The organism is Streptomyces sp. NPDC090077, from assembly GCF_044747545.1.
Lineage (GTDB): Bacteria > Actinomycetota > Actinomycetes > Streptomycetales > Streptomycetaceae > Streptomyces.
The window spans coordinates 23,940-49,949 of the sequence record NZ_JBIVEG010000017.1 but is presented as its reverse complement, the minus strand read 5'-3'; the positions used below and the strand labels follow the sequence as shown (position 1 = coordinate 49,949).

The following is a 26,010-nucleotide window of genomic DNA, read 5'->3' as shown; positions in this document are numbered from 1 at the left end:
CAAGTGGCCACAGCCTCCGCCGACACAGTCACGTCTGTCATCAGGTGTCACTTCCTGTTCGAAGATCCACCGTTGACCGTACAGACCCTCCTCGCGGACGGGCGAGCCGTAGCTGGGTGTGCGCGACGATGATCAGCCATGTCCACCGGTCTGCTGCTGCCGGGGTGCGGAGCTTGGGTCGGGTCCAGTCGAGGGTCTGCTTGATCATGCGGAACGTGTGCTCCAGGTCGCAGCGTCGCAGGAACACCTGGCAGCGCAGATCGACGTCGGCGCCGGCCATGCCGGTGGCGGAGGACCACAGCCACAGCGGCAGGGGACACGTGCCTGGAGACAATGGTGAAGCTGGCCGTGCATCCGGTTGGACAGGTGCCGCGGAGCCTGGATGTGCCAGTCCCCGCCGGTCCGCCGTCGCCGGCAGTGGGCGTCGGCGCCTGCCGAACCGCCGAGTGAGGAGAAGGCCCATAGGTGTCCGACGTGGTCGAGCCGGTTGTTCTTGACGAACCGGCGCCCCACGTAGTGGCGATTGCCGGAGGCCCGGGTGATGGGGGCCGCGTCCCCAGCCTCACTGGGCAAAACACCTAGGCCGCCCGGGCAGAGGTGCGGGCCGCCTCCTCACGGCGGCCACGGCCGTCGCGGACGGCCTTCCAGAGGATCACCGGCCAAGCAGGGTCAGGGCGGCGAGGACGACGGCCGGGTGGTCGTCGCCCGCGGCGAGGGCGCCGATCAGCACCGTGCCGAGCGCATGGTCGAGGGCATCGAGACCGGGACCGGTCCGGTGCCCCGGCCCGACCCGGCGCATGCGGTGCAGCGCCCTCAGCGCAAAGAAGAGGTTCAGGCCAGCGCAGGCGAGCAGGGCCCAACGGACCGCCACCGGTATGTTCATGGGCGCGACTCTAGGCCCTCATTCCCTCCCCGAGTGGTCCGAGCTCCCTTGTGCTGCCCAGACCGCCGGCACGACTTCCCGACAGTGGGCGGCGCCTCCCTCCCTGCGTGAAGTCACCGTGCGGCGGCCGGAAACCCGTGGCTCCCGCGGTGGATCCTCCAGGATACTCGGTTCGTGTTTGTGAACTTTGACGGGGTCACTCCAATGCCGCGCATGCTGCTGGTCAGTGAGTTCCTGCTCCGCCCTGACTTCCAGGTCGACCTGGACGGACCGTTGCTCATCGAGGCGGGTGACCGGGTCGTATACGAGGGTCACTCCGTCGTGGTGACTCGCCCGACCGGTCAGCGGCGTAGGCACCCGGTCCGGGACAGCTACTGGATCTGCCGCTGATGGTCCGGCGGTCAAGATCGCGTACCAGGCGCCGTCGTCGACGACGGCAGTGATGTCCTCGTGCTCCAGCTCGGCCAGGAAGGCGGCGATCCGGTCGCTACGCCGGGAAGGCCAGCGGATCAGCTCGTGCGGCACCCCGGCGATCTCCATCACTGGCCGGCGCCCCGGCGTGACGATGCACGGCTCCGTCGAACCTTTCCGGCCACAGCACTAGCGACGGGAGGGTTCTACGTAGTCGACGGTTTGCATCATGCCGAGGTCTTCGTGGTGGAGCTGGTGACAGTGGGCGATCGTTCTGCCGGTGAAGTCCTCGTAGCTGGCCAGAAAGGTGACGGAGGCCGCGGGGGTGCCGCCCGGCAGGTCGATCGTGTCGTGCCAGACGGGCGGGTCGAGGCGCTTGCCGTTCCGGTGGGTGAGCAGGACCTGGTTGGTGTGCAGGTGGAAGGGGTGGCCGCGCTCGTGCATCGTTTCGTCGGTGCGTACCGTCCAGCGTTCGACGGTGCCCAGTTGCAGGGTGTGGTTGGTGTAGGAGGGGTCGAACAGGCCGTAGGCGGGGTCGCGGGTGAGGTCCCCGGAGGGGTCGGCGGCGGGGGTCGCGTGGGTGCCCAGGGCGCGGAAGGCGTTGGGGAACGCTCCGGTGAAGACCCCTTGGTCGGCGTGGAAGAGGACTTCGCGGTCCGCGTCGGGGTTGGCGATGTCCTTCTCGTCGAGAAACGGTCTTCCCGGTGGCAGCAGGTCCGGGATCCGCATCGGCGGCTCGACGGGGTCACCGGCGACCTCGATCGTCATCAGGGGGCTCGGCGTTCCGGCGGAGCGCAACTCGTACCGGCCGGGTGTGTGGCTCTGGACCAGGACGTCGGCACGGTTGCCCATGGTCAGTTCCAGCGGGTTCGGGGTGACGGTTCTGGGGAGGGTGACGCCGTCTTGTGCGATCTGGTGCAGGGGCAGGACGGCGCGGTCGGGCGAGACGGCCTTCAGGCGCAGTGCGGTGAAGGCGGTGGCGGCGACCAGGCGCCAGCGCTGGACCTCTCCGGGACGGAGCCGGAGGGTGGGGTTGACCGTTCCGTTGACGGTGAAGGTGGAGGGGATGCCGTTCACCCAGCCGCCCGAGGTGAAGGCGGGGACTCTGCCGTCCTGGAGTTTGAGTTCGTTGATGCACACGACGATGTCGGCGGCGGCCCGGATTTCGGGGACTTCGTCGATGTCGCCTTCGACGATGATCACCCCGGTCATGCCGCCCACGATCTGTTCGGCGATCGAGCCGTGCAGGTGGGGGTGGTACCAGTACGTGCCGGCGGGATGCCCGGCGGGGACGTGGACGGTCGTCACGTAGCGCGGCTCCGGTTCGCCGGCGGCGGCCTGTTCGGCAGTGCGTGGCGGGAAGGCGCGCAGGACGTTGTCGGCGTGCCCGCAAGGGGAGACGTGCATCCCGTGGGTATGGAGGTTGAAGCTGTTGGGGTGGTGGGGTGTGTTGTGCCCGCCGGTGTGGGGCGGGTTGGGCGGCAGGCCGTTGACCTGTGTGAGCCGCAGGGTGTCCCCGGCGCGCACGCGCAGCGTCGGCCCGGGGATCATGGCGTTGTAGGTACGGGTGGTGACCCGGCCGTAGCCCGGCACCTGGACGTCTGTGAAGCGGACGTCGAGATGCTGTTCCAGCACATGTGCCACGGAGCCGGGCACTGTTCGCGACGCCGACATCGGGGGCTGCGGGAACGGCGGCGGCACCGCATCCGTGCGGGACGAGAACCCGGGAGCCGGGACAGGCAGCACGGCGAGGCTCCCGGCGGGGATGACCTTCAGCACCGCTCGACGACTGATTCCGCTTTGGGTGCCCATAACGCTGCAATTTAGATCATTCTGGCTGATGTGCGGGGTGCAGGCGGCTGACGGCGTGTGGCGAGGAGCCGTGGCGCTGCGACCGCGCCGGGGCTGCATCGCTCGGCCCCGTCCCGGTCCGCCATCAGGCGGTTTCCGGCGCTTGCGCGTGGACGACCTCGACCTCGTCAACCGAACCATCCGCCTGGGTGAACGCCCGCATCCGGTGCCTATGGACCCGGTCAGTTGGTCGGTGCTGCAGCGCTGCCTGCCCACCGCGCGGACCGACGCACCGACAACCCCCACGCGATCGTCACCAAGATCACCAGATCCGGCCGGGCATCGGCGTCGACCGCCTATGTCAGCCACCTCCTGGACCCCAAACTCGTCGCCGCAGCCCTCGGCATGGATCCCGAGGGGGTCATGACCTACCTCGCCGATCACGTCGACGCAGGACGCCTCCCCGACGCGTAATCTCCGCGACGGGTGGGACCTCCGTGACCTACCGTTCAACCGATGAGCTCCCACGACACCGACCTCGACACTTCGACCGCCGTGACCGTCCGCTGCCAGGACAGCCGCTCCGTCAGCGTGCGGCTCTGCGACTCCTCCCGGCCCGACGAGGACCGCGTGCAGTACGCGGTCGAGGCGTCCGCGCCGGGGCTGGCCATGCGCGTTGACGAGGTGGTCGCCTGGAACTGGGGCATGGACCTGGCGCCCTTCCTGGAGGGACTGGCGGTCGACTTCCGCGGCTGGGACGGGCAGCGGGTCTGGCAGACCAACGACCGGGATCTCACCGTCAGCGCGGTCTTCCGCTCCGGTGGTCACGTCGGGCTGACCTGGACTCTTCGCCCGTGGAGAAGTGCGGCCGGCGGTTGGGAGGCATCCGTTACGACTTGGCTCGACGCCGGCGAGCAGATGTCTGCCCTCGCGGTCGATGTCCGGCGCTTCCTCACCCAGCAGGACGGCGGCCGTGGCTGATCTGCGGCTTGTCTGGACTCTCAACGGACACGGGTGGGCCGACTGCCGGATTGCTGACGGGCACGCCGATGCCGAAGTCACAGCGTCGTACATCACCAGCGCCCCCGAGGATCTCCTGACGGCGATCGCCCGGCTGGTCAGCGGTGAAGCCGAGACGCGTGCCCAGTTCCAGGCAGAGCCCACCCCTTTCCGGTGGATCTTCTACCGCGCGGGCGACGACGTATGGATCCGCGTCCTTCAACTACGGGACGGCTCCCAGCACGACAACACCGGCACCGAGATCTGGTCGACCCGGCAGAGCGTCGACGTCGTGGCACGAGCGGTGATCCGCTGCTTCGACGAAGTCGCCACGAAGTACGGCGAGAGCGGGTACCGCGGCAAGTGGGGCGAACACTTCCCCCGAACCGAGCTCGAAGCCCTCAGGTCGCTCTGGCGCACGCACCGGTCCGACCCGCCGGCCTGACCCCCGCACCCGTCGACATTCGGCGCTGCCTCGCACGGGTTCGCCGGAACATGTGCGCTTTGCCGAAGGTCTTGTTCGAGGTCAGGATGATCGAGCCCTTCTCGTAGCGCTTGGAGATGACCTGGAAGACCAGGTTCGCCTCGGCTCGTTCGAGGGGCTGGTAGCCGACCTCGTCGACGACGAGAACGCTCGGTCGCAGGTAGGTGCCGAGCTTGTTCGTCAGCCGCCCGGCCCTCGGTCGGGCCGTGGTCCGGGCACCACGACACCGGGGTGACCCCACCGCAGGCATGGCGCAGGCACGGACAGCCCTCCCCCGCGCCCACGTGGAGGACCGCGTGATGGGCTACTCCCCCGTGCCACGCCGCCGTACCCCGCAAGCCGGCTGGCCACGCCAGCGTCACCCGCAGACCACCCGACCCCGACCGGAACCGCTCCATCACCCTCACCCGGCCCATCACCGCCAACGGCACCGTGCCCGGCACGGTCAGCCGGCGCACCTCCGCCCCGTACTCCCCCGCAGGCAGGGAGGCCAGTTCGTCGGCGTCCGCATCGGTCGTCCAGCCGGACAGCTCAGCTTCCCCCTCGGCGTCCTCGGCCAGCACGAGGTGCGGGCCGTCGAGCCGGAACCTACGGCGCCCGACGTCGGCCAAGGGCAGCGTGGCCGACGGCATCCCGACGGGCACCCCAATCTTGTCGTGGCCCAGCAGCCACGCCACCACGGCCGCGCGGTCGAACTGCGGGTGCACCTCCGTGCCGCCGGCTGGCCGGGGCAGGGAAGTCGGCGTAGCGGCGGTGCCAGCTCTGCACCGCGGCCCTGCCCACCCGGACCATCCTCGCCACCTCCGCCAGCAGGACCCAGTCCCGGCCCGGGACGACCGGGGCCAGAGCGGCGAGCGGGGAGCGGGCGCCCGCCGGGACGGCGTACACCGCCCGCCAGTCCACCCACGGCCGCACCACCGGGAGCAGCGCGACGTCCTCGGCCGAGTACAACGGCACCGTCGTGACGCCGCCGTGGTGCTTGTAGTCGACCGTCACCGACCCGATCGGGGCGACCCAGCCGAGGCGCACGACGGCGTCGAAGTCGACGCGGCGGACCCCGAGCCGGCGGGCGGCCTGCTCCGGGCCAAGCGGCACGTGCCGGTCAAGCAGCACCGGCAGGTCCCGGCAGCGGGCGAGGGCGTCCACCTGGTCCGGTTGGACGTCAGGGAACTCGGGCGCTCCGCCGAGGTAGACGAGGAAGCCGGCGCGGACGAGGTGGCCGACCGCCGAGGCGGTCACCCGCGGCCGGCACCGCAACGGCTCCCCCAACGCCTCCGCCGTCACCCCCGCGTCCATCATGCGGAACAGGGCCGAAGCCAGGGCCACCAGTTCCTCCGCGAGCGGCTCACTGCCGGCGGCAATGGCCCTCTACGCGCCGCGGCCTCGGCGACGAAGGGGCCCGGCGTCCTGGCCCGTGTCCATCACCACGCCCTCCCGCGCCCGGCCGCCCAGGAAGGCCGGGCTGGGGTGGCACCCTCGGCCTTCGGCACTGCACCGCAGCCAGGACCCAACCCCAGCAGCCAGCGACTATAAAAGTGCTATGGTCGCTCTATGGCCAATACGACGATCCAGGTGACCAAGCGGACCCGCGACCACCTCGCCGAGCTCGCCGAGGAACGCGGGCTGAGCATCGGCCAGCTCGTCGACGCACTCGCCTCCGCCGAGCCCACCGCCGCGCAGCGGGCCGAGCAGGTCGCGGCCGCGCGGGCCCACGCCCGCCAGGTGATCGGTGTCGATCTCAGCGACGAGGAGTTCGCCGAGCTGGACGTGCTGGGCAATCTGCGGCGGATCGCAGCGGAGAAGATCCTCGCGCTGCCCGGCCGGGACGCCGCGTGATCATCCTCGACACCAGCGCCGTGACCGCGCTCGCCTCTGGGCACAAGGCGCTCAACGCGCTCGCGGTCAACGTCACCGCGAGCGGTGACCGGCTCCTGGTCCCCGCCCTGTGCCTGGCCCAGGCAGAAGCCGCTCAGGCGGGCGCGGCGCGGGCCGTGCTCGGCTACCCGTGCACAGACGTGGAGCCGCTCGGCCAGATCGACGCTCCGGCGGTGGGCACCATGTTCCGCGACGGGTACGGAGGCATGGACACCTGCCACGCCCTCTACACCGCCCTGCGCCGCACCGGCACCGGCGGCATGCCCATCCTCCTCACCGACGACGAGGACCTCTACCCGCCCGGCATCCTCGCCCTCGGCATCGACACCCCAGGCATGCTCGGCTTCCACTGACCCACCAGACGCCACCCCGGCAGCACACACCACGGACGGCCAGCCAAAACGTCTCGCGACCGTACGGGAACCGCCCACGCCGGCGTCGACCAAAACCTCGCCGACGGCCCTGACACCGGCCGGCGACACCGGCAGCCGCCCGAAGTGGCCCACGGACCCGGCGCCCGAGACACGGCTGCCGGCCGGACCCGCCAGCGCCGGCGGTACGGACGATGGGCACGGCCGAGACAGCGGTGCCGACGGCCAGGTGCGCCGGAGCGCTGCTCGTGGTCGGCTGCCGGGGCCAAGCCGGTCCCAAGCGTTGCGGACGGCGCACCGCCGACACGTTTCCAGGCCACCGACCCGGCCTGGTGAACTCGCCATCGAGGACGTCTGCCTCAGCCTCCAGCCCCCTCGGACGGCGGGCCCCGCGTGGCCGTGCGAAGGGCTTACAGGCTCAAGCCGTAGACGGTGTGGAGCTGTTCGAGGACCCGGCAGCGGTAGCTCTCGTGGGCAATGACACGGGCGCGGACCACCTCGGCGGCATGGGAGTCGGCGGCGATTGACGAACCACGCTCTCCCCAAGCGACGGCTGCGTGAACCAGCCCACAGGCAGGTCGATTCAGGATCAACGCCTTGTACCGTCTCCCCACGCCGATATATCGGCGGCAGCCCGCCGAACAGCGTCTTCCTGGTCCCGGGCGAGGTTCGCGCAGGCCGCTGCGACGTTCGGTGCACCGCCCGCTCCCGCGATCGCGTCATGCACCCCGGTCTGCAGCCAGTCAGCCTGGTTGTCGTCAGCCTCGGCAACCGCGAGAGCAATGATCCTTACAGCGGCCACCGTCCCCACTCGGGCCAGGGCCTCTGCCGTCTGCCGGGTCACCGCCGTGTCCTCGACGTCCAGCAGCAGTCCCAGCAGCGCTTCCGCAGCCTCAGGAACATCAACGAAGGAAGCAAGGTCGCGCCCGGCACGAACACGTTGCGCCCATGAAGGAGACAACGCCTCAGCCAAGGCCGCCTCCAACCCACTCATCATCTCTGGCACGACCAGACAGTCTCATGCCCACGAAAAGATCGAACCTCGGGCCGAAGCTGCCCACACGCTTGACGAGGAACATAGAGGCACCCCCCGTTACGTTTTCGTGGCTCCGCAATGAGGCTACCGGCCTTCGGGTCCGGCATGACTTCCCCCCCTTGTTGTTCATGATCCGGGGGGGTGGTGTCACCGGGCCCGGAGGCATCGACGGACCGCTGATGAGGGGCTTGAGCACCGGCTTCACCCAAGGCCGGAAGAGCTCTCCGTAACGTGGATGTGGCAGCTCGGTGCCGAGGCAAGGCCGGACGAAAGCGTGATGGACGGGCTCTGCGCGTGATCGACACCGGCGACATCGACGTCTTCCTCGGCCTGGACGTCGGCAAGGGCGAACACCACGCCACCGCGGTGACCCCGACCGGGGAGAAGGCGTTCGACAAGCGCCTGCCCAACACCGAGCCGAAGCTGCGTGAGCTGTTCGCGAAGCTCCAGGGCAAGCACGGAACGGTGCTGGTCGTGGTCGACCAGCCGGCCTCGATCGGAGCCCTGCCACTGGCCGTGGCCCGGGACATGGGCTGCCCGGTGGCCTACCTGCCGGGCCTCACGATGCGGCGGATCGCCGACCTCTACCCCGGTGAGGCCAAGACCGACGCGAAGGACGCGTTCATCATCGCCTACGCGGCCCGCGCGATGCCCCACACGCTGCGGGCGATCGACGGCGAGGACCAGACGATCGCCGAACTGGAGATGATCGTCGGCTTCGACGACGACCTCGCCGGCGAGGCCACCAGGGTCGCCAACCGGCTGCACGGCCTGCTGACCCAGATCCACCCGTCGCTGGAACGCGTGCTGGGGCCGCGGTTGCAGCACCCGGCCGTCCTGACCCTGCTGGAGCGGTTCGGATCGCCAGCCCAGATCCGCAAGGCCGGACGGCGCCACCTGGTCACCCTGCTACGGCCGAAGGCCCCGCGGATGGCCGATCGGCTGGTCGCGGACATCTTCACCGCCCTGGACGAACAGACCGTCACCGTTCCCGGCACCGAGGCGGCCGCACTGATCGTCCCGAGCCTCGCCGCATCCCTGACCGCCGTCCTTGACCAGCGGAAACTGCTGGCCACAAGGATCGAGGAACTCCTGGAGGCCCACCCTCTTTCGAAGGTCCTAACCTCGATGCCGGGAATCGACGACAGGACCGGAGCCCGCATCCTGATCGAGGTCGGCGACGGCAGCACCTTCCCCACCGCCGGCCACCTCGCCGCCTACGCCGGCCTCGCCCCGGCGACCCGCAGTTCAGGGTCCTCGATCCGCGGTGAACAGCCCTCCCGCAGGGGAAACAAGCAGCTCAAACGGGCCTTCTTCCTCTCCGCGTTCGCCGCCCTGGGCTACCCGGCATCGCGGGCCTACTACGACAAGAAGATCGCCCAGGGCAAGCACCACACCCAGGCCCTGCTCTGCCTCGCCAGACGCCGGACCGACGTCCTCTTCGCCATGCTCCGCGACGGGACCTTCTATGAATCGCGGCCAGCCGCAGCCGGCTGATCCTCAGCAGTCTCGCCGCACACGGGGCAGTCACGCTCGTCGACCGAGTCGATCACGACCGGATGACCGCAGAAGTCACACGGACGCATGCCCTCGTCCGCCGAATCCCCAACCGACACGTCATCGCTCATGACAGCCACACTGCCACCCGACCACCTTCACCAAAGACATAGGGGCACCCCCCCGGAATCTGCCGGGCGGTCATGAGCACGTGGGCCCGCCGACCACCTGGACGATCGTCAAACGGCGGATCGTCGACCAGCGCCGCAAGCGCAACCTGCGGCCCGAGCCGACCGACATCTCCGCGTTCGAGGCCGCCCTGAACGAAACGGTGACCGACCCCTACGAGGTCCTCACCCGCACCATCCTGTTCTACACGGCCGTGCGGCGGCTCAGCGAGCGCCAGCGGGATGCCGTGATCCTCTACTACGGGCTGGACTACTCCACCCGACGGACCGCCTCGATCCTGGGCATCGAAGAAGCCTCCGTCCGCTCCACCTTGCGTCAGGCCCGCAATCGCCTCGCCCAGCTACTCGGCGTCCCCACCAACGCAAGCGGAGACGGGAAGTACAGATCATGAAGGACCGCCAGATGTTCCAGACCTTGGAGGGCTTCTTCGCGGTAGCGCCGATCACGCACCGGTATCAGACCCTGGACAACCAGTACGGGCACGACGCCGTAGCAGGGCGCCGGCCACGGACCCGGCCCACACGGTATGCGCGCTGCAGCGAACCCTTGAGGTCACCCAGACCTGGCAGGCCGCGGTTCCGGTCCACGCGCTCACCTGGATTGACCCCCGCCTCGATCACGTCGTCGACGCGCAGGAAGCCGCCTACGCCCTCGACCAGGTAGGCGCGGCCGTCGCCCTGCGCCCGGAAGCCGCCCGGCGGCTGGACCGGTTTCCAGCTCCTTGACCAGGGTCTGCACCCGGCGGGCGGTCTCCCCCGGGCTGACGTCCCGCAGCACAGGAAGCAACGGCGGTTCCTCGCCGTTGGACCATCTCCCCTCGATGATCAGGTCCGGCCCGATCATCCAGGCCCCCGTTCCCGGGCCTCATGGGCAGCCCAGTCCGGGGGCTCCGTTCTCGACACCCTCAAGGCCAGGACGCGGCCGGCATACGGCCCCTCTCGGGCCGGCTCCGGGAACGCCGGCTGTGCGCGGCGCGGCTCCAGCAGGTGTCCGTGGCCGATCGGCCACCGCCTGGGGGCGTGAAGCTCGCTGACGCAGGGCTGGAGGTATGCCCTGCCGGTCTCCGGGTTGATGGTCTTGCGGGCCTGCTCAATCCAGCGCTCGTGCTTGCGGGAGGGCTGCGCGCGCTCGCCTTCGGCTTCCACCAGGGGAAGGTCGTAGACCTCCGAAATGGCGCGCATCGGGGAGAGTCCGAGCTTGAGCGCGTAGTTGTACATGGTGGCGATGGTGGAGGCCCGCAATACGCACCGCCGCACAGCACATCTACCGTTGGGTTGCCCGCCACCGGCACCGCACGCCCGCCGGAACCCCGGCATGCGCGGTACCTCCCGCCCGCCTCTGAAAGGACCCTCGCCCGTGTTACGGACACGCACACCCACCTGTGTCCTCTCCAGCGCCTCCGCGCCCCGCACCACCGACGGCCACCACCTGGACCGCTACGTCCAGATCGGCTCTCTCACCAAGGTCCTCACCGGAACCGCCTTCGTCCGCATGGCCGCAGCCGGCCTGCTGGACACCGCCGACCCAGTGGAACGCTGGCTCCCGGCACCCCACGGAACCGGCATCACCCTTCAGCACCTGGCCGAGCACACCTCCGGCCTCCCCCGGCAACCTCCCGGTCTGCCCGGCAAGGACCCCTACCGCGGCTTCGACACCACCGCTCTACACCAAGTGCTGGACACCTGTGACCAGATCACCGTGACACCCGTCGGCACCGCCAAGGAGTACTCCAACCTCGGATACGCCATCCTCGGGGCAGCCCTGTCCTCGGCGGCCCAGACGTCCTACGAACAACTCGTTCACGACCACGTCCTCACGCCCTTGGGCATCGGCGAGATCACCGCCAGCCCACCACCAGGGCGATGCCTGCACCCCACGGGGCTCTTCGGACGCAAGCGACCCCAATGGACCCTGGACGGAGGCATCCTTCCCGCCGGCGGCCTCTGGGCCACCCCCCGCGCGACCGCCGACCTGCTCAAGGGCCTGCTCGTCGACCGGAAACTCGGGGGTCCCGCACCCACATGGCAGACCACCGGCCAGGTCACCTGGCACAACGGCGCAACCAGGACGTCATCCGCCTTCGCCGGCGCGCTCCCCAACGGCTCGTGGGTCCTGATCCACCGAATCGGCGGTACCTCCGGTGACACCGACCGCATGGGCGTCGAACTGCTCAGACAGCAACACGATGCCTGAATTCCTCCGCTATTGACGTGTTCAGGATGAGACGTATCTCCCTAATGGCAATCCATGCCACTTCTTACACGTACGCTGCCTGCTGGCTTCCGTAAGCGGCCAATCGGCCCGGACGGAGACGGAGCGCCCCCGCACTCCACGGGCGACGGGCTCCTCGCCCCCGCAGGCAGTAGCACCCCGCCACCAACGCGGGGCGCTACGGCATCCGGCCATCGCCCGGCAGGCCCTGCCACTCCAGCCCGCTCCACCCGGCGCGGGATCCCACTCCAAGGACCATCACCATGTCCCTGCCGTTCATCCACCTCCACCCGGACCCAGCTGCCAAGCTCTACCACCAGGACCCCGGCTGCCCGACCCTCTCCACGCCGGCCACGGACGACCAGCGGATATCTCGTGACGACGCCGAAGCCGCAGGACTCACGCCGTGCGCCGCGTGCCGCCCGATGGTCCTCGTCCGTGTCGGCACCCGGCGCGTTGCCTTCCACTCCGACCACGCCTGCGCCGACCTCCAGAGCCGCGAAACTAAGTGCATCGGCTACGAAGCCCGACCGCGTGCCGAAGCCGCCGCCGCCCTCAAGCTCAAGCCCTGCGCCCGCTGCGTCCCGCCGGTCACTTATGCCGTGCGCGGCGGACGGCAGGAAGTCACTCGCGAACAGGTCGAGATCGCCGCCGCCCGCAGCATCCCCGCGCACGGCACTACCCTCGGGCAACCCGTTTGGTACGCGCTCGCCGGTTCCGGCCTCCACTGGGTCGTGACCCTCCTCGAAGACGCCACCGGGAAGCGGCCTGCCACGGCCACCACCGCCCGCCTCGCTCTCGCCGAACTCGGGTTCCCCGTCATGTGCTGGGCGTGGAACCGCGACTTCCTTGAGCGCGGCCACCCGTGGAACACCGCCACCTGACCCCAACGACCACGACGATCCCGCGGCCGGCACTCCGGCCGCGGGGCGGTCCCCGCGACTACGCCCGGGGCCGCGAGGTACGCCAGGTAGGTGCCTGGCCGGATTCGGCCAGGCACCTACGGAGGGTGGCGTGCTGGCGATGTGGGGCGGACTGGACCTCGGCCGCCTCGACCTGGCCGATCTAGGGAATGGGCCAGGTCTCGAGAAAGTAGTGCTCGCCGCTGTCTTCCTCAGGGCCCGTGGTGTCGATGGCATGGCCTCGATCACGTCCGCGGGCACTGATGCGGAGGTGGTAGAGGCCGGGGCCGTGTGCGGCAAGATCGGGGAGATCCTCGATGGCGCCGTCTTCCCAGGAGTGGACGAGCAGCGATCCGGTGGTGGATTCGAGGGTGCCTTCAGAGCTGGTCCCCCAGGCGCCCGCCGGCAGTGTCTCTGGACGCTGGGGAAGGCACTGCGCCGAGACCGTCACGTACCCGGTGTTCAGCCCGGTACGGACACAGGCGCCGTCGCGTCCCGTGGCAAGGATCCCGTCGGTGGCCTGTTCGGGTGTGGAAAGACCATCGGTGCCCAGCTCGGGGTCCGCGAGGTAGAACTGCGCGTAGTGGACCCAGACGCGGGCTTGAGCAGGTGCGGAAGGGATGCTGTCGTTCATGAGACGGCTACCCAGAAGGCGTCCCCGTCGATGATCCGGTGGTTTTTGTAGGCTCTGAGGAGGTAGTTGGAGCCCCCGGCGGTGGAGTTGTGGTCGGCGTTGATCATCCGCCGACTGTAGATCCCGCTGGCGCCGCCTTCCTTGGTGGAGGCGAACGGATACTCGTCGCAGCTCTGGCCCGCCGACCGCTCCAGAGACTTCGGACAGGCGGCACCCCGGTTCGCGGCGATCACGCTCTTGTCCATGGTCCGGTGCAGCGGCTTCCCACCACCACCCCGGCCGGGATGCCCGGCCAACTGTCCCTGGGCATCGAGCACGTACTCCGCGGCCTCCCGCACCAACGGGTCCCTACGCGAGAGGGAGAACTCGAAGACAGCGTCCTGGCCCACCGTCAGGGTCCGCGCGGCCGACGCCTTGTCGACCCTGCACGCCTTCGCGCCGCTCCCACACACCCATCGTCACCTTCACGGATGCCGAGCGGGCCGCGCCGTCCGCGAAGGTCGGACCCAGGGTGACCCGATGCATCCAGGTCCTCGAGTCCCGGGCTGCCAGGACCGTGCGCTGGGTGACCCGCACCTTCATCGAACCGATGCGTCAGCCCTTGGAGTTGGTCACCACCAGCTCACCCGGGGCGATCGAACAGCCTTCATGCCGGTCATAGGAGAGCTTTCCCTCAACGCAGACCGCACCCAGCACTGCCGAGGGCGCGGTCTGCGGGGCAGCGAAGCTCAGCGAGGACGCACCGCCCCGACCACTCGGCACCGCCTGCGCCCCCAAGGGCACGGGATTCGCCAGAAGCACCGCCCAGACCAGTACGCCCACGTTGTTACCCGCCGGGCCCGCGTTTCCTTCCGCACTCCGTCACCATTCGTAACGACCGTCCGCCTCGGTTCTACCGGCTCACCGGGGCCAAACACATGCGAGAGCCAAGCGAGTCACCCCAACGGACCTGACGGGCGGCGATGAACGGCCCTTCCAGACACGAGGCGGACCGGCACCGGTCTTGCTGACTCTGGGCTGGCAGGGATCGAAGAAGCCTTCGTGCGCGATCGCAGAGATGGCGGACGCGATATGTTCGCGGGTCACACCAGACACCACCAACAGGCGCCTGGCCTTGAAGTGCCCGAGCCTGCCAGTCTCGCTGGTGATGGTCTGTGCCAGTCGAACCGGGTCGCACACGTCGACGAGCTGCCTGTCGCCCTTCCACTCGACCGTGACATCCAGCCAGCCCTTCGCCTCCTGTATTGCCCAGTCGTACTCATCCATGGGTGCAGGCCACTCGATCCGAAATTCCATGAGTGAATGCTGCCCCACGCACGGGGCAGCAGCTTCCCGCGCGCGTCATGCTCAGGCCCCGGGTCTGGGTGTGGGTGTGCGCGCAAAGACGACCGGCCCCGCCACACAGGCGACGGAGCCGGTCGACCGTGTGTCAGTGGGTGGCGAGTTCCTCGATCTGCTTCGCCAGGCCCGCGGTGGGGTTGTGGATGCGGCCCAGTTCCTCGTGCCGGTCCATGCCGAGCTGTTCGACCATGTCCTTGACGGTTTCGTCGGAGACGGAGGTGTCGTCGGGGCGGGACGGGTCTCGTAGCGCATGGTGGTGCCGACGGCGGGGGCGGTGGGGTGGGTTTGCTCGTGGGGCACGGGCTTGTAGTGCGTGATGTCCCCGTCGTCCGCGGCTTCGAGCTGCCCGATCTGGCTGGCCCCGTGGCTGGCGTCGCGCATCTCGCCGCGCCGCAGGTGCAGGAGGTAGAGGCACAGGGCGCCGGTGGGGTTCCCGGCCCCGGCGGCGAACTGCCACCAGAACGGGGGCGGGCGATCGCCGCATACAACGCGCGTGCCGTGCCGACAGCCCTACCGTCTGGAACGCCTCCCGCCTGAATCGCCCGCTCCACTCACACCGACGTGGCAGATTCCTTCGGCCACTTACTTCTGGTTCTTCGTGTCGACGAAGGCGGTGTCAACGACCACGCGAGGTGGTTCCTCCTGCGGGTCAGGGCGCCTGGTGATGCTGTCGAGAACGGTGGCGATCTCGTCGTACATGCGGATGGACTCGGCGCTGTGATGCGTGCCGAAGCTCGCGGCATCCGAGCCGCCGTGTGCCATGTAGTCCAGGACCCGCAGATAGTTCGCCAGGGCCACGCCGCTGAGCTCAACCTGCTCCTTGGTCGTGGTCTTCAGTTCCAGCCTGCGCCCGTCCCTGCCTTCCTGGTCCGTTGTCTTCTCCCATAGGTCTTTGGTGGTCTCAAAGTGGAAGGTCTTGAGCCCGGCGGCTTTCTGCATACGCTCGGAGTGCTCAGGCGGGGAGTCGGTGGAGCACCCTGTCAGGAAGACGGCGGCGATGAGGCAGGAGCAGGCGGTCAGAACCCGGCCTGGCGCTGGAAGGGGAAGGTCACGGCCGTAGTATCACGGCGAGGCCCCTTTACCTGTGTCCCTATTGGCGTACTGCCATCCGAACGAGGGATGCCTCCCCGGCCAGCAGGCTGGAATGCGACTTCTGGACTCGCGGAGAGGTCCCTCGATCTCGCCGTCGGCTGCCGCAGCCGCCCTCCGTCACTCGCGCCCATGCTCTGAATCCATACGGGTGAAGCCGCGATGATGTCGCCTGTCCGAGCCATGGTCCTGCTTGATGATGGTTCGGCATGGCCCGAGGCGGGCCACGTTCCGACCGCCGCCCGATCCGGCGTACCGGAACGCAAGGAGCGTGGCATTGCACCGGCCTGCACAGCCAGATCACCCCACAGCAGCTCGTCAGTGTTCGTTGGCATGTCGAGATCGGGCCAAGGCACGTCGGAAAGGCACTGTCATGAGCCGCCACTCTTCGTGGGAGTCCCGCAAACTCCGCTACTGGGCCGAGTGCAGCGGGCAGTCGCGCCGGGCCGGCCTTCCAACCGGTCACCCCGCTCCCTCGGCATCACCGTCGCAGGCACTGCTGGAGGGCTATGTCCTGGAGCAGCTCGGCACCGCCCCGGACTTGTGCGCGCATCCGTTCGGCATCGCGTCAGTGATCAGCGCCCCCACGTCCCTCACCCTGCACCTCGACCCCTACATGGGCCAGCAGCGGTACTCCTTCCCCGAGCACTGCCTGAGTCGTCTGCTGCCGACAGCCCCTACCCCCAGCGACGGCGATCTGCCGGGCATCCCCGGCCTGCGGGTGAGAGGCATCGACGCCCGCGGCCGGCAGCTGCAGCTGCACATGGCGGAAGACCTCGGGCAAGCCGCGGCTGTTGTGCTCGCCCTTCCCCCAGGACTGTCGGAGGGATGGGAGGAAATCGAACGCCGGCACCGGCGCTGGTGCGAAGACAACGGTGCGCGGCCACTTTGGAGAGCCTCGAAGCTCGACCCCGTGGAAGCCGCCTACCTCAACGCCTACCCCAGTCTCCAAGGCTCGCGATCCAGGCGGGCCGCGGTAGGGAGCGCCCTGCTGCGACGGATCGCCCTCTTCCACACCGTCACCGCCTTCTACCGCGTCCAGTGCTGGGAGGATGCCGACAGCTGGAAGATCGACGCCCGTACCGCCCACCCTCGTAGCCTGTGGCACGACCAGCTCATGCAGCGGCTGTGCCATCCACGGTGGGGCGTGGCCGCGCAGGTGTCTCACCGATTCTGCTTCTGCGCCGAACCGGACGCCCCCTACCAGTGGGGACACACCTGCTCGTTCTACTTCGGCGGCTGCAACGAGGGCGACGACCCCCTCTTCCTACGGGTCCACGCAAGCCCTGAAGGACGTGACTACAACTGGCAGATCGCGACACTGCGCCAGACCGGCGCGCCCGAAGCTGGATGGCCCGAGCCTTCCCTCTGGACGCGGTCCAGCACCACGATCAGCACTATCTGACGGAACGACTGCGGCGACGGCACGTTGCTCACCGATCAAAGTAGGCCGTGCCGTCATGGCCTGGCCGTATGACGACACCAAACTCATCTTCGGCGCTCCTCGACTCCTGAACTCCACCCCCGCGCCGACGCCGATCTCTGACTCGCTCGGAATCCACGCCGTTCGTACAGGGCGAGTTCAACAGCCCGTCGCTCGTGCGGACCAATACGGTGTCCACGCCGCCGAACACCGCGCAGCGCTTGGCGCGCGGCACGGGCGGGTACCGCTGACGCAGGACGGGAGGACGACCGGGATGACGCAGCCCGCAGTGAGTGAACTCGACGAACGGGTACCGGGGCGGCGCTGGACGGTACGTCTGGACGCCGCTGGCCGGGGAAGTACGGCGGTGCGTATCTCGTGCAGCCGGCCCGCTTGTGCCGAGCAGCGTCTGCCGTCCGCGGCCGAAGGCCGGGCGGCCGCGGTCGCCCACATCAAGGCCCACCTTCGCGCCGCACCCGCGCCGAGGGCGACGGCGTACTGCGCGTGCCGACTGGCGGACTGCCGCGCCCATCTTCCCGACACCGGACGGCCCCGCACGGAGCCCTGGCGGTGCGGCGGCCCGGTCGTCCTGGCCGTGGTCACCGACCGGGAAGCCCGCTGGTGGCAGGTGATGGAGTGCTGCTCCCGCTGCGCGGCCGCCACCCCCGGCGCGACGACCGCCGCCACCTCCCAACCACCCACAGCCACCGACCACCCGACCTCCCCGGCTTCGAGTACGCTCCCGGCCGCGGGTGCGGGGGCGCCGCAGTTCTCCGACCACCAGGCCACCGGCCCGTTCCCAGCTCCCAGCTCCGTACCGGCGCGACGCCGCCCACCCCAGGCGAAGATCGCCCAGCGGCTTATCCCCCACGATCTGCAGCCCGTCGTCCTGCGGGACGAACTCATCGAACTCGGTGACCTCTTCCGCGCCTACCAACAGCGCGACCAGCCCGACCTGGAGCTCCTCGCCGACCTCCAGGAACGCAAGGCCCGCGCCTTCACCACCTGGGCCGACGTCACCAGCCAGGGACACCTGCGCTGGGAGGCCCGACGCGCCGAACAGGCCGCCGCCACCGCCCGAGCCCAGCACCAACAGCACACCGGCGGCATCACCGACGGCGGGCCGACCGTGGATCGGCTGCTGAGCGTCGCAGGGCAGTGGGAGCACGCCCGCTCCGTCCTCGCCTACGTGGCCGAGCACGCCCCGCTGCCGGGCCCCGACGCACGGCTGCTGGTGCTGGTGCTGACCTTGCGCACGGCGCACACCGGCACCGGGAACGTCGTCGGCCAAGACCTCACCGGGCTGGGTCTGGCCGATCCGCAGGACCTGGTCGAGCACCTGACCGGCTGCGGCTGGCTGACCCTCCCCGGCACCGCCGGCGATCTGCTTGCCTCCCGGCCGGAGAACGCCACCCCGGTCACCGTCCCCTCCCTGGCACCAGGCGAGGACGGGACGGGCCCGTTCACGTTCGGCAAGAAGATGCGGCCCAAGCTCTCCGGCTGGGCCCAGAAGGTCATCTCCGACAAGAAACTCCGCAAGGCCAAGGCCACCTCCGCCGCCCGCCTGCTCGCCCTCACCCTGGCCACACAGACCAGCGCGTCCGGCTGGCTGGGATCCGGCGGCCACGGCATCGACCGGAGCGCCCTCGCCGCTCTGGTCCCGGCCGACACCTGCGAACTGGAGCACCTGGTCGACCAGCTGACCGCAGCGGACTGGCTCACCGACGCCGCTCTTACCTACACCCATCTCACCGGGCAGCTGACCGAACGCGTCCTCCCACTCTCCTGCCCCCTCTCCGCACCACCACCGGTGCTGTCGGGCGACACGAGAATGGGCTCTGGAACTGAGCTATCACCGGGTCACCACGGCCAAGCTCGCCGCACAGGCCGGAAGGCTCCCCGGCAGGCCGATCACAGTTGAACAGGAGATCCCACCGAGAGCAGCAGTCAGAGCGACTCTCGACCCGGGCGCGGATAGCCGATTTCGGAGATGTCCTGGGCCAGGTCCGCCAGGGTGACCTCTGCATTCAGCGACGAAACGAGTTCCTGGTCCAGCGGCCGCAGGGCATACACATTGCTCACCGCTGCCCGGTTCACGGGGACCTCGTAGTAGTCCTCGGCGAAGCACTGGAACGCTTCCGGAGAACGGTCGACCAGGAGATTGAACAGTCCGGTCGTCCCATCAGGATCGGCACGGCCCGCAGGAAAGTCGATCGTCCCGTGGCGCCACTGATCGTCGGTCGTCCCCCGCCACAAGCAGGCTGTTACGACGGGCAGGCCGTCCTCGTCGGTGAACGCCGGCTCCTCCACGAAGGGCCGAAAGACCTCAGGGACTTCGTCAGTCACTCCCGGCCAAGGCTCGCCGTCGTTGCCATATGGGCTCATCGGCGATTCGTGGCTGAAGCCGCGGACATAGACCCCGGCCGCCGAGAACACGATGGAGTACTCGTCTCCTGACCCGTTGCGCATCGAGGCCATCTCCTCGCCTTCAGCCCAAGCGGCGTTGAAGGAGTAGTACCGGCTTTCCCAGTCCGGGCTCAGAATCGCGTCGAGCATCGCAAGCGAGCGGCACAAGTCCCGCAAGTCAGCGATGGTGGGAAGCTGGCGGGCTACGTCATAGACAGTCACGGGCTCATCCAACCGGATCCCTCTGACATCAGCCCCGCCCCTGTCAGACGTCACGGTCAGTAGCGATTCCAGAGCCGGACGGGCCAACACGCGACAGTTGAATAGGCGAGTCCACCAGTATCAGACCCCGATCCACACCCTCGCCAAGGACGAGGCGGTGGCCGCCGTCGTCACCGGCGACCTGCTGCGGCGCCCCACGGTCGTCGCCCAGCTCCGCGCCGAGGACCGCGTCAGCGCGGTCCACACCCTGGTCGAGGACGAGAAAGTCGCCGCGTCCGTCACCGGTGACCTGCTCAAACGCCCGACCTTCGTCGCCCAGGTCTGCCAACCTGAGAAAACACCAGGCCAACACGCCTGCCCCGTAGCAGGCAGGTCCCCCATCGGGCAGCCCCGAGAACCACAGCAGACAGCTACAGATCCCTACACCGCCCGATCAACCTGAACACCCACAGGTCAGAAGTCGAGCACAGGCACTACATCAATGGCCCGTCACAGCTGTGGCTGGGGCTGGAAAACCTCCCCCTCGACCACGCGGCCAAGTTCGACGGGAAAACCGGCCCGGTGCTGCACGAATCGGACCCGCCGTACCGCGGCATCCAGGTGCCGCTGCGGTTCTGGAAGGTGGCGGCCTTCATCCAGGACGGCAGCCTCGCCTCCACGGCATACATCCTCGACCTCGGACCCCTCCCCGCCGTCGACCTGATGCCCCCGTCCGCGACCCAGAAGACCTCTCGCATCGTCTGGAAAGCTACGACGACATCATGAGGGGGAACTGACCGAGGAGCCCACGGTTGCCCACGTCCACGGCAACCGGAACAAGATCCACGCCACCGTGCCAGGTCGCTCCCGTCTGCCGGATCGAGCAGCACCGCCTCGTGCCCTCTGCCGGTCAGCACCCCACCCGCCCACGCGAGCGTCCGCAGGGACACCACCGGCGATGGTGTCGTCCACCGGACATCCACGTCGGCGGCTGCTGGGGCACCCGTACTCGGTGCAAGCCGGCATCGGCAGACGCCGCGCGGCGGGCCCCGGCCGAGGTCATCCCCGCCTGCCCGCACTGCCGCCCCGACACCGCCCCCGGAGCGCTCGAATGACCGGGCACCGCCACCACGAAGGGATGAATCCCGCCCTGCGCGTCATCGTCTACCCGCCCGACGCCCAGGGCGGACGCCGCGTCCGCGTCAACTGCGAGATCCTCGGCCGCGCCCTCAGCGAGGGGGACATCTTCGAGTTCCTGCGCCGGGCCGACCTGGCCCCGACGGCCGTGTTGCGGGCAGGTACACAGACGCCTACCAACGTCCAGGGTGTTCCAGCGCCTTCAAGCCGCGTCAGGCATCCGGTTGATCTGCAATATCCCGGATCGTGCGCACCCGAAGGAGCACGGTGCTTGCCGCCCAGTACGGCTACTCATCGTCGTCAGGTTCGCATTCCCTGATGAACCAAAGGTCGAATGCGTACTGTTCAGCAGCGGAACATTCTCCCCATGAGCTTCCAATCTGCTCTGGGGTCCACTGCTCTTCGGCAGCGCGTCGGATCGTTGATCCGTAGTAGGCGGCCGTCTCTTGCCGCCCCTTCCATGCAACATGTCCGCCGTAGACGCCGGGTTGGGGCAGGCTCACTTCTCCTGCCGGGCCGTAGCTCAGCTGGTTCACGACGAGTAGGCCCGTCGCGACTTCCAGGGTCACCGCAGTCACGCCTTCGGCATCTTCAGGAGGCTGTTGCGGGGTATCCCAGATCCTGATGACGATCTCTACCGGGATGTCGGGCTGAAGGCTGTGCAGGTACAGGTGGTAGCCGTTGCCGGCGACGACCTGGGTCCTCGAGTTCTGCAGGGTCTCGTCGTCGCCGATGTAGGCGTCGGAGTCGTACACCTGGATGATCCCGCGGTCGGGTCGGGCTGTGGTGCTGTAGTGGGTGATGAGAGCCATCGGTGGTCTCCGCGGGAGCTCAGGGGATGATCTTCACGTAGAAGGGGTCTCCGTCAATGATGCGGTTCAGGGTGAACATCTCGTTGAGCCGCCGGCCGCCTGTCTCATTGTCGGTTCCCTCTATAAGACGGGCGGAGAAGCGGTTTCCCGGGGCGTTGGCACCTTCCCGGGTCGAAGCGAATGGGTACTCGTCGCACTGGAGTTTGGTGCCGCTGTAATCACCCCAGACGTCATTGCACGTAGCGATCGCCTTCTTCCGGTTGTCATCCTGCTTGTCCCGGTCAACGAGCCGGTGCAGCGGCTCGGGGACCGTAAATCGTTCGGCCCTGTCTCACATTCGGTGGTGACAGAAAGTCATCGAAGAATGCGCTGGTCGAGCCGGTGCATGGCCATCTGGGCCGGCCGCACCTTCTCACACACACCCGGATCCGCAGGGCTCTCAACAACAAGATGAACCGGGCACATCGCTATGCGTGATCATCGTTGCCATACGTCACCACCGGATGTGAGACAGAGCCGAACGATTTACAGTCCCGTGCTGAGCCCCCTCGATCGAGCATTATCCAGGTGCGGGCCGGCACGAGAAGATGCCAAAGTCGCTGTCGTGACCTTGATGAACGTGCTCGTCGACTTCGCCCGGACCGGCCGTATCGGCCCGCTTCACTGCGGCATGCCGCTGACCGAGGCCGAAAATCTCCTGGGCCCAGGCCGCCCACACCCCGCCATCCGGATGAGACCGGAGATTGACGGCTATCCCTATGCCTGGAACGGCTTGGAGCTGGTCGTCAGCCAAGGCGCCGTGAGTGGAATCTGGATCAGGCTCCAGCCGGGCTCGACGACCAAGCTGCCACCCCTCGTCTTGCCAGACTCAGAGTCGTACGCGTCCACAGTGCTCCGAGAAGACCTGATCGCCAGCCTTGATGTGATCGACTGCCGCCACGACGTCAACGACCGCCTCACATTCGGAGAGCAATCCAGCATCCTTACCCATCCGGCGAACGTCTGCGCGGTGTTCTTCACACCCGGCCGTGACGATCACGTTCCTCATCGTGAACGCCACTACCTCGGCGTGATCCACAAGCACACCGCTTGACATCTTTGGTTCCACAGAACGCCCTGGCGGACCGTCTGGGGGTTCATGGCCCGCTGGGCCGCCTGCGGTGTCATCAAGCAGATCCGCGCTGTCCTCGCACGACGGATCCGCCGCGATATGGGCGAAGGACCCCGCGCGGTCGCCACCGTCATCGACTCCCAGTCCGTCAAGGCCGCCGAGACCGTCGGACGTGACTCGCATGGGTACGACGCGGACAAGAAAATCAACGGCCGCGAACGCCACATGGTCGTCGACAGCCGCGGTCTTCCCCTGATTGTCATGGTCACCCCCGCCGACCTCCACGACAGCCAGGCGGCCAAGGAAGTCCTCTTCCGCCTCCGCCTCATGCACCCCGGGATCACCATCGTCTGGGCGGCCTCCGCCTACGCGGGCAAGCTCGTGACCTGGGCAAAGACATACCTCAACCTGACGATCAAGAGTGTCAGCAGGCCCAAGGACGCCTCCGGCTTCGTCATCCTGCCCCGTCGCTGGGTCGTGGAACGGACCTGGTCCTGGATGATGCGGGCCCGCCGGCACGCACGCGACTACGAACGGCTCGTCCAGCACTCGGAAACCCTCATCACCTGGGCCGCCGTCACCCTCATGACCCGCCGGATCACCAAGGCGCGCAAGCCCCCAGAGCGGTTCTCACCCTCGCTCTGACGAGGAGCTCTTCGTTTCCTCGCGCTGCCGTCAGGAAGTTGTCAGTGCGGAGGCGACCTGGGCCAGGCGGGCTGTCGGCCAGGCGAAGTGGTTGGCAGGGTTACGGAAGGAGTAGCCACCGTCGTTGATCAGGTAGCCGCCCTCAGCCGTCGTCCACCGAGTGGGGCCACACTGCCCCTGATGCTCAAGGAGTGTCGCAGCAAGCCGCTCGGGCTCCTCAACACGGGTGCGGGCAAGCAATGCGGCGGTCAGACGCTCGACGGCGTCATCCGGTACGGCGTCGTCGCCGAATGCCGGGAGCAGGAGCAGCAGTCGGGAGTGGGGGTCGGTGGTGCTGCCGCCGGGCAAGCCGTTGTCCGCTGCGGCAATCAGCTCGGCCCAGGACAGGCCCGGGCCCATGAAGTGCCCATCGTCTTGCGCCAAGGCCTCGGCCGCGTCCCAGTCAGGGTGGTGCACGAGGTAGTCGATGCCGGCTTCCCCCTCCAAGGCGCGATACACCACATACAGGTGGTGGTCACCGGCGAGCGGCACCGTGAACAAGGGCCAGGTGTCGCCTCCCAGCAGATGGGACAGCAACGCTCCCATTTCCTGATCCTGTGTGGTGCCTAGGGGCAGGTGGACCTGCCAGAACGGGTACTCGTCCAGAAGTTCGGGCTGGTGGCGGAAGGGGCCACCGTCATAGCCCGGGATTCGGGCCGGAGATGTCTGCAAGCTGTTGGTCACGAAGTCATCATGGCCCCAGCTCCCTCACGACTGACCGATGGCGTGGGGCGGCCCGCTGAAGCCCTGGCTCCGAGATCAGAAACAGGCAGGAAGTTTGGGTGCCAGGCGATGCATCCAACAGCGTGCACCGACAACTCATCTTGGGATGATCGTTTTCTCTGACGGCGTGCCACAATGCCTGCTGGTGTCTGACACAAGGAGCCGAAAGACAATGCTGACGGAGACGTCGGGCCGCACGGCCCAGAATCTGGCCGCCGAGCTGGCGGGCCTGCGTGGTCTGGACTGGACCTCTGTGTGGCAGGGCCCGCCGCAGGGCGGCTCGTCGGAGTGCCGTACGTGGTGCCAGCGTAACGGCTGGGAGCCGCAGACGGCGGATCGCAACCTCGTGGTGCACAGCAGCGCCGGAGGCAGGTGGAAGCTCGAGGCGAACGGCAACTGGCACCCGGTCGAGAGTCTCACCCACTGGGCGTGGCACGTGGATGCGACCGACCCGGCGGACAACCCCGAGGTCCTCGCGCACGCAGCCAGGGAGTGGCCGGGCTTCCTCGCGGCAGCCGAAGGGGTACTGGGGCCGGCGGCCTGGAGCGGGCCCTGGGACGCTCAGGACTTCCCGGAGCCGCCGGTGGACAGTTTCTGGCCGAGTCGGGACTACCGCCTCAAGACGCGCACCCCGTATCGCATGGCGTTCTGGGAGCCCAGGGGTGGTCACCCCGGCCAGCCGTGGTTCGTACTGGTCCAGTCGGTGTCGTTCTCGGCGTGGACCTCTGAGACGCCCGGCGGCTCACGCCTTCGACTCAGCGTCAACGCCCCTGCAAAGACAGGGCGGCAGCTGTGAGGCCCGATGCGCCTCCCACACCGGAAGAAATAGCCAGGGCCTTCGCCTTGCAGAAGCAGCATGCCGAGGCGATGCCCAGAAACCAGCAGGCAGGTGCCGAGGTTGCGGAGAGAATATACAGGGACTATCAGGCAAGCTATCCGGACGGGGGTCCGACTCTGCCGGACTTCATCGCGGGAATCGGACGGAACGTATCAGTCACCAATGACGCCCGGGGCCCCCACCGGGCCTTCTGGTCCTACGAGTCCGTGCTCGAGGGCGCGGACACCCCGGTGCCGAACCGGTTCCTGGCCCGGGCCTGCGGCGAGTCGCGCGGCCTTCAGGTCTTGGAGGACACTCCGGCCGGGCACCAACTGAATTCCTACGCGCTGGACAATCGCCATGTGCTGGAAGGTCTCGTCGAACACTTCAAGTTCGATGCGGAGGAACTGGACACCGTCCACGGCCAGGCCTGGGATGCGCTTTCGGACCGGTTTGCCGAGGCGACCGAGGGCCTGGCGATCCCCTTCGCCGCCGACGTCACCAGGGACTCGGTGCTCGGCAAGACCGAGATGCCCGCGCTCCTCAAGAAGGCCAACGTCGGCAAGGAGGGCGTAAAGTTCGCTACTCCGCTGCCCCCGCACGATCATTTGCCGAAGGAGATCCACGAGCTCATCTCCGCCGACCCCTTTCGCTGCCAGCTGTTCAAGGACGACTACGCCTTCACGAAGTCCCCGCAGAGCTTCGCCGGCGCACTGGCCGCCATCGACGTGCCCGAGAGTCACAAGGTCGCGCACAAGCAATCCGTGGACCGGCTGGCGCGGGCGAACAGCTACGGCGAACTGAAGCTCAAGGCGCAGGCCAGCGCCTTCCTGCCCGGCGTGACGCTCCCGACCAGCGTCACCCAGGCCGCCACCCGCAGCCGTGGCGGGCACGGTGTACTCAACCCGGTGACTGCCGAACTCGCACCAAATGCGGGTGGGTTCGAGCGATGAGTGCCGGCCACGGTCTGCCGTCGCAGAGGG

The 26,010-nt window shown here is 68.5% G+C and carries 32 protein-coding genes and 4 pseudogenes; 19 read left to right on the top strand and 17 right to left on the bottom strand.

What is annotated here, in order from left to right; all coding sequences use genetic code 11:
- Nucleotides 1-76 precede the first annotated feature (76 nt).
- The 3 genes and pseudogenes from ACIPW5_RS25540 to ACIPW5_RS25530 form a co-directional block, all read right to left on the bottom strand.
- Nucleotides 77-310: pseudogene (locus tag ACIPW5_RS25540) on the bottom strand (transposase); the annotation flags it as partial.
- A pseudogene (locus ACIPW5_RS25535) lies at nucleotides 205-573 on the bottom strand (hypothetical protein); the annotation flags it as partial. The pseudogenes ACIPW5_RS25540 and ACIPW5_RS25535, both read right to left, overlap by 106 nt.
- A gap of 79 nt (nucleotides 574-652) precedes the next feature.
- On the bottom strand, nucleotides 653-883 hold the full coding sequence (locus ACIPW5_RS25530) for a hypothetical protein (protein WP_401249173.1): 231 nt from the start codon (nucleotides 881-883) through the stop codon (nucleotides 653-655).
- 213 nt (nucleotides 884-1,096) lie between these two features.
- Between ACIPW5_RS25530 and ACIPW5_RS25525 the strand changes: the two genes are divergently transcribed.
- Complete coding sequence (locus ACIPW5_RS25525) at nucleotides 1,097-1,273, top strand: hypothetical protein (RefSeq protein ID WP_401249171.1); 177 nt, start codon at nucleotides 1,097-1,099, stop codon at nucleotides 1,271-1,273.
- 210 nt (nucleotides 1,274-1,483) lie between these two features.
- Here the strand turns inward: ACIPW5_RS25525 and ACIPW5_RS25520 are convergent, their stop codons facing one another.
- The gene (locus ACIPW5_RS25520; protein WP_401249168.1) at nucleotides 1,484-2,929 is read right to left on the bottom strand and encodes a multicopper oxidase family protein; all 1,446 of its coding nucleotides are present in this window, start codon (nucleotides 2,927-2,929) and stop codon (nucleotides 1,484-1,486) included.
- 402 nt (nucleotides 2,930-3,331) lie between these two features.
- Here ACIPW5_RS25520 and ACIPW5_RS25515 point away from each other — a divergent pair, with 402 nt between their 5' ends.
- The 3 genes from ACIPW5_RS25515 to ACIPW5_RS25505 are packed head-to-tail and all read left to right on the top strand — an operon-like array spanning nucleotide 3,332 to nucleotide 4,529.
- On the top strand, nucleotides 3,332-3,559 hold the full coding sequence (locus ACIPW5_RS25515) for a hypothetical protein (RefSeq protein ID WP_401249165.1): 228 nt from the start codon (nucleotides 3,332-3,334) through the stop codon (nucleotides 3,557-3,559).
- A 42-nt stretch (nucleotides 3,560-3,601) separates the two neighbouring features.
- On the top strand, nucleotides 3,602-4,066 hold the full coding sequence (locus ACIPW5_RS25510; RefSeq protein ID WP_401249163.1) for a DUF6228 family protein: 465 nt from the start codon (nucleotides 3,602-3,604) through the stop codon (nucleotides 4,064-4,066).
- Nucleotides 4,059-4,529: a hypothetical protein gene (locus ACIPW5_RS25505; RefSeq protein ID WP_401249160.1), complete on the top strand. Its 471-nt coding sequence runs from the start codon at nucleotides 4,059-4,061 to the stop codon at nucleotides 4,527-4,529. The genes ACIPW5_RS25510 and ACIPW5_RS25505 overlap by 8 nt, the downstream gene beginning before the upstream one ends.
- A 58-nt stretch (nucleotides 4,530-4,587) precedes the next feature.
- On the opposite strand, the pseudogene ACIPW5_RS25500 reads toward ACIPW5_RS25505, so the two are convergent.
- Nucleotides 4,588-4,773 (bottom strand): annotated as a pseudogene (locus tag ACIPW5_RS25500) (ATP-binding protein); the annotation flags it as partial.
- Nucleotides 4,774-5,156: 383 nt separating this feature from the next.
- Nucleotides 5,157-5,894 carry a hypothetical protein gene (locus ACIPW5_RS25495; RefSeq protein ID WP_401249157.1) on the bottom strand — a complete coding sequence of 246 codons (738 nt, stop codon included), beginning with the start codon at nucleotides 5,892-5,894 and terminating at the stop codon, nucleotides 5,157-5,159.
- Between the two features lie 225 nt (nucleotides 5,895-6,119).
- On the opposite strand from ACIPW5_RS25495, the gene ACIPW5_RS25490 reads away from it, so the two are divergent.
- Nucleotides 6,120-6,404 carry a hypothetical protein gene (locus tag ACIPW5_RS25490; protein ID WP_401249155.1) on the top strand — a complete coding sequence of 95 codons (285 nt, stop codon included), beginning with the start codon at nucleotides 6,120-6,122 and terminating at the stop codon, nucleotides 6,402-6,404.
- Nucleotides 6,401-6,796 (top strand): hypothetical protein, encoded by a 396-nt coding sequence (locus tag ACIPW5_RS25485; protein ID WP_401249152.1) that lies wholly within the window; start codon nucleotides 6,401-6,403, stop codon nucleotides 6,794-6,796. Before ACIPW5_RS25490 ends, ACIPW5_RS25485 begins: the two co-directional genes overlap by 4 nt.
- Nucleotides 6,797-7,403: 607 nt before the next feature.
- Here ACIPW5_RS25485 and ACIPW5_RS25480 read toward each other — a convergent pair.
- On the bottom strand, nucleotides 7,404-7,811 hold the full coding sequence (locus tag ACIPW5_RS25480; RefSeq protein ID WP_401249462.1) for a hypothetical protein: 408 nt from the start codon (nucleotides 7,809-7,811) through the stop codon (nucleotides 7,404-7,406).
- Between the two features lie 333 nt (nucleotides 7,812-8,144).
- On the opposite strand from ACIPW5_RS25480, the gene ACIPW5_RS25475 reads away from it, so the two are divergent.
- Nucleotides 8,145-9,347, top strand: coding sequence for an IS110 family transposase (locus ACIPW5_RS25475; RefSeq protein ID WP_401249149.1), 1,203 nt, complete (start codon nucleotides 8,145-8,147; stop codon nucleotides 9,345-9,347).
- A gap of 211 nt (nucleotides 9,348-9,558) precedes the next feature.
- Nucleotides 9,559-9,927 (top strand): RNA polymerase sigma factor, encoded by a 369-nt coding sequence (locus tag ACIPW5_RS25470; protein ID WP_401249147.1) that lies wholly within the window; start codon nucleotides 9,559-9,561, stop codon nucleotides 9,925-9,927.
- Nucleotides 9,928-10,375: 448 nt separating this feature from the next.
- Here the strand turns inward: ACIPW5_RS25470 and ACIPW5_RS25465 are convergent, their stop codons facing one another.
- A complete protein-coding gene (locus ACIPW5_RS25465) occupies nucleotides 10,376-10,753 on the bottom strand; it encodes a hypothetical protein (protein WP_401249144.1) in 378 nt (125 codons plus the stop codon).
- A 139-nt stretch (nucleotides 10,754-10,892) separates the two neighbouring features.
- On the opposite strand from ACIPW5_RS25465, the gene ACIPW5_RS25460 reads away from it, so the two are divergent.
- A complete protein-coding gene (locus tag ACIPW5_RS25460; protein WP_401249141.1) occupies nucleotides 10,893-11,729 on the top strand; it encodes a serine hydrolase domain-containing protein in 837 nt (278 codons plus the stop codon).
- A 281-nt stretch (nucleotides 11,730-12,010) separates the two neighbouring features.
- Complete coding sequence (locus ACIPW5_RS25455) at nucleotides 12,011-12,631, top strand: hypothetical protein (RefSeq protein WP_401249139.1); 621 nt, start codon at nucleotides 12,011-12,013, stop codon at nucleotides 12,629-12,631.
- Between the two features lie 181 nt (nucleotides 12,632-12,812).
- On the opposite strand, the gene ACIPW5_RS25450 is transcribed toward ACIPW5_RS25455, so the two are convergent.
- The 5 genes from ACIPW5_RS25450 to ACIPW5_RS25430 all read right to left on the bottom strand — a co-directional run bounded on the left by ACIPW5_RS25450 (nucleotide 12,813) and on the right by ACIPW5_RS25430 (nucleotide 15,563).
- Nucleotides 12,813-13,283: a hypothetical protein gene (locus tag ACIPW5_RS25450; protein WP_401249136.1), complete on the bottom strand. Its 471-nt coding sequence runs from the start codon at nucleotides 13,281-13,283 to the stop codon at nucleotides 12,813-12,815.
- Complete coding sequence (locus tag ACIPW5_RS25445) at nucleotides 13,280-13,735, bottom strand: NucA/NucB deoxyribonuclease domain-containing protein (protein ID WP_401249133.1); 456 nt, start codon at nucleotides 13,733-13,735, stop codon at nucleotides 13,280-13,282. Before ACIPW5_RS25445 ends, ACIPW5_RS25450 begins: the two co-directional genes overlap by 4 nt.
- Before the next feature lie 142 nt (nucleotides 13,736-13,877).
- On the bottom strand, nucleotides 13,878-14,105 hold the full coding sequence (locus tag ACIPW5_RS25440; protein WP_401249130.1) for a hypothetical protein: 228 nt from the start codon (nucleotides 14,103-14,105) through the stop codon (nucleotides 13,878-13,880).
- Between the two features lie 78 nt (nucleotides 14,106-14,183).
- A complete protein-coding gene (locus ACIPW5_RS25435; RefSeq protein WP_401249127.1) occupies nucleotides 14,184-14,549 on the bottom strand; it encodes a hypothetical protein in 366 nt (121 codons plus the stop codon).
- A 657-nt stretch (nucleotides 14,550-15,206) separates the two neighbouring features.
- Nucleotides 15,207-15,563, bottom strand: coding sequence for a hypothetical protein (locus ACIPW5_RS25430; RefSeq protein ID WP_401249124.1), 357 nt, complete (start codon nucleotides 15,561-15,563; stop codon nucleotides 15,207-15,209).
- A 523-nt stretch (nucleotides 15,564-16,086) separates the two neighbouring features.
- Between ACIPW5_RS25430 and ACIPW5_RS25425 the strand changes: the two genes are divergently transcribed.
- Both ACIPW5_RS25425 and ACIPW5_RS25420 read left to right on the top strand, forming a co-directional pair.
- Nucleotides 16,087-17,118 carry a hypothetical protein gene (locus tag ACIPW5_RS25425; RefSeq protein WP_401249122.1) on the top strand — a complete coding sequence of 344 codons (1,032 nt, stop codon included), beginning with the start codon at nucleotides 16,087-16,089 and terminating at the stop codon, nucleotides 17,116-17,118.
- 292 nt (nucleotides 17,119-17,410) lie between these two features.
- Nucleotides 17,411-19,057 (top strand): hypothetical protein, encoded by a 1,647-nt coding sequence (locus ACIPW5_RS25420; RefSeq protein WP_401249119.1) that lies wholly within the window; start codon nucleotides 17,411-17,413, stop codon nucleotides 19,055-19,057.
- A 26-nt stretch (nucleotides 19,058-19,083) separates the two neighbouring features.
- Here the strand turns inward: ACIPW5_RS25420 and ACIPW5_RS25415 are convergent, their stop codons facing one another.
- Nucleotides 19,084-19,764, bottom strand: coding sequence for a hypothetical protein (locus tag ACIPW5_RS25415; protein WP_401249116.1), 681 nt, complete (start codon nucleotides 19,762-19,764; stop codon nucleotides 19,084-19,086).
- Between the two features lie 97 nt (nucleotides 19,765-19,861).
- On the opposite strand from ACIPW5_RS25415, the gene ACIPW5_RS25410 reads away from it, so the two are divergent.
- The 3 genes from ACIPW5_RS25410 (at nucleotide 19,862) to ACIPW5_RS25400 (ending at nucleotide 20,858) form a co-directional block, all read left to right on the top strand.
- Nucleotides 19,862-20,206, top strand: a complete 345-nt coding sequence (locus ACIPW5_RS25410; RefSeq protein WP_401249113.1) for a DUF6192 family protein — start codon at nucleotides 19,862-19,864, stop codon at nucleotides 20,204-20,206.
- Nucleotides 20,119-20,529 (top strand): DNA/RNA non-specific endonuclease, encoded by a 411-nt coding sequence (locus tag ACIPW5_RS25405; RefSeq protein ID WP_401249459.1) that lies wholly within the window; start codon nucleotides 20,119-20,121, stop codon nucleotides 20,527-20,529. The genes ACIPW5_RS25410 and ACIPW5_RS25405 overlap by 88 nt, the downstream gene beginning before the upstream one ends.
- A 110-nt stretch (nucleotides 20,530-20,639) precedes the next feature.
- A complete protein-coding gene (locus ACIPW5_RS25400; RefSeq protein ID WP_401249110.1) occupies nucleotides 20,640-20,858 on the top strand; it encodes a DUF6233 domain-containing protein in 219 nt (72 codons plus the stop codon).
- A 309-nt stretch (nucleotides 20,859-21,167) separates the two neighbouring features.
- On the opposite strand, the gene ACIPW5_RS25395 is transcribed toward ACIPW5_RS25400, so the two are convergent.
- Nucleotides 21,168-21,692: a hypothetical protein gene (locus ACIPW5_RS25395; RefSeq protein ID WP_401249107.1), complete on the bottom strand. Its 525-nt coding sequence runs from the start codon at nucleotides 21,690-21,692 to the stop codon at nucleotides 21,168-21,170.
- Between the two features lie 19 nt (nucleotides 21,693-21,711).
- Nucleotides 21,712-21,990 (bottom strand): NucA/NucB deoxyribonuclease domain-containing protein, encoded by a 279-nt coding sequence (locus tag ACIPW5_RS25390; RefSeq protein ID WP_401249456.1) that lies wholly within the window; start codon nucleotides 21,988-21,990, stop codon nucleotides 21,712-21,714.
- A 306-nt stretch (nucleotides 21,991-22,296) separates the two neighbouring features.
- Between ACIPW5_RS25390 and ACIPW5_RS25385 the strand changes: the two genes are divergently transcribed.
- On the top strand, nucleotides 22,297-22,785 hold the full coding sequence (locus ACIPW5_RS25385; protein WP_401249105.1) for a hypothetical protein: 489 nt from the start codon (nucleotides 22,297-22,299) through the stop codon (nucleotides 22,783-22,785).
- Nucleotides 22,786-22,806: 21 nt separating this feature from the next.
- Nucleotides 22,807-23,409, top strand: a pseudogene (locus ACIPW5_RS25380) (IS5 family transposase); the annotation flags it as partial.
- Nucleotides 23,410-23,478: 69 nt separating this feature from the next.
- On the opposite strand, the gene ACIPW5_RS25375 reads toward ACIPW5_RS25380, so the two are convergent.
- Nucleotides 23,479-24,171 (bottom strand): hypothetical protein, encoded by a 693-nt coding sequence (locus ACIPW5_RS25375; protein ID WP_401249102.1) that lies wholly within the window; start codon nucleotides 24,169-24,171, stop codon nucleotides 23,479-23,481.
- Between the two features lie 211 nt (nucleotides 24,172-24,382).
- Here ACIPW5_RS25375 and ACIPW5_RS25370 point away from each other — a divergent pair, with 211 nt between their 5' ends.
- On the top strand, nucleotides 24,383-25,006 hold the full coding sequence (locus tag ACIPW5_RS25370) for a hypothetical protein (RefSeq protein WP_401249099.1): 624 nt from the start codon (nucleotides 24,383-24,385) through the stop codon (nucleotides 25,004-25,006).
- Between the two features lie 47 nt (nucleotides 25,007-25,053).
- Nucleotides 25,054-25,980: a hypothetical protein gene (locus tag ACIPW5_RS25365; RefSeq protein ID WP_401249098.1), complete on the top strand. Its 927-nt coding sequence runs from the start codon at nucleotides 25,054-25,056 to the stop codon at nucleotides 25,978-25,980.
- Nucleotides 25,981-26,010 lie beyond the last annotated feature (30 nt).

What these genes read in the sequence shown, in the direction of transcription:
- ACIPW5_RS25530 (WP_401249173.1), bottom strand. Translation starts at nt 883, where the DNA reads ATGAACATACCGGTGGCGGTCCGTTGGGCCCTGCTCGCCTGCGCTGGC.
- ACIPW5_RS25525 (WP_401249171.1), top strand. Translation starts at nt 1,097, where the DNA reads ATGCTGCTGGTCAGTGAGTTCCTGCTCCGCCCTGACTTCCAGGTCGAC.
- ACIPW5_RS25510 (WP_401249163.1), top strand. Translation starts at nt 3,602, where the DNA reads ATGAGCTCCCACGACACCGACCTCGACACTTCGACCGCCGTGACCGTC.
- ACIPW5_RS25490 (WP_401249155.1), top strand. Translation starts at nt 6,120, where the DNA reads ATGGCCAATACGACGATCCAGGTGACCAAGCGGACCCGCGACCACCTC.
- ACIPW5_RS25480 (WP_401249462.1), bottom strand. Translation starts at nt 7,811, where the DNA reads ATGATGAGTGGGTTGGAGGCGGCCTTGGCTGAGGCGTTGTCTCCTTCA.
- ACIPW5_RS25465 (WP_401249144.1), bottom strand. Translation starts at nt 10,753, where the DNA reads ATGTACAACTACGCGCTCAAGCTCGGACTCTCCCCGATGCGCGCCATT.
- ACIPW5_RS25455 (WP_401249139.1), top strand. Translation starts at nt 12,011, where the DNA reads ATGTCCCTGCCGTTCATCCACCTCCACCCGGACCCAGCTGCCAAGCTC.
- ACIPW5_RS25450 (WP_401249136.1), bottom strand. Translation starts at nt 13,283, where the DNA reads ATGAACGACAGCATCCCTTCCGCACCTGCTCAAGCCCGCGTCTGGGTC.
- ACIPW5_RS25435 (WP_401249127.1), bottom strand. Translation starts at nt 14,549, where the DNA reads ATGGATGAGTACGACTGGGCAATACAGGAGGCGAAGGGCTGGCTGGAT.
- ACIPW5_RS25430 (WP_401249124.1), bottom strand. Translation starts at nt 15,563, where the DNA reads ATGCAGAAAGCCGCCGGGCTCAAGACCTTCCACTTTGAGACCACCAAA.
- ACIPW5_RS25425 (WP_401249122.1), top strand. Translation starts at nt 16,087, where the DNA reads ATGAGCCGCCACTCTTCGTGGGAGTCCCGCAAACTCCGCTACTGGGCC.
- ACIPW5_RS25420 (WP_401249119.1), top strand. Translation starts at nt 17,411, where the DNA reads ATGACGCAGCCCGCAGTGAGTGAACTCGACGAACGGGTACCGGGGCGG.
- ACIPW5_RS25395 (WP_401249107.1), bottom strand. Translation starts at nt 21,692, where the DNA reads ATGGCTCTCATCACCCACTACAGCACCACAGCCCGACCCGACCGCGGG.
- ACIPW5_RS25370 (WP_401249099.1), top strand. Translation starts at nt 24,383, where the DNA reads ATGCTGACGGAGACGTCGGGCCGCACGGCCCAGAATCTGGCCGCCGAG.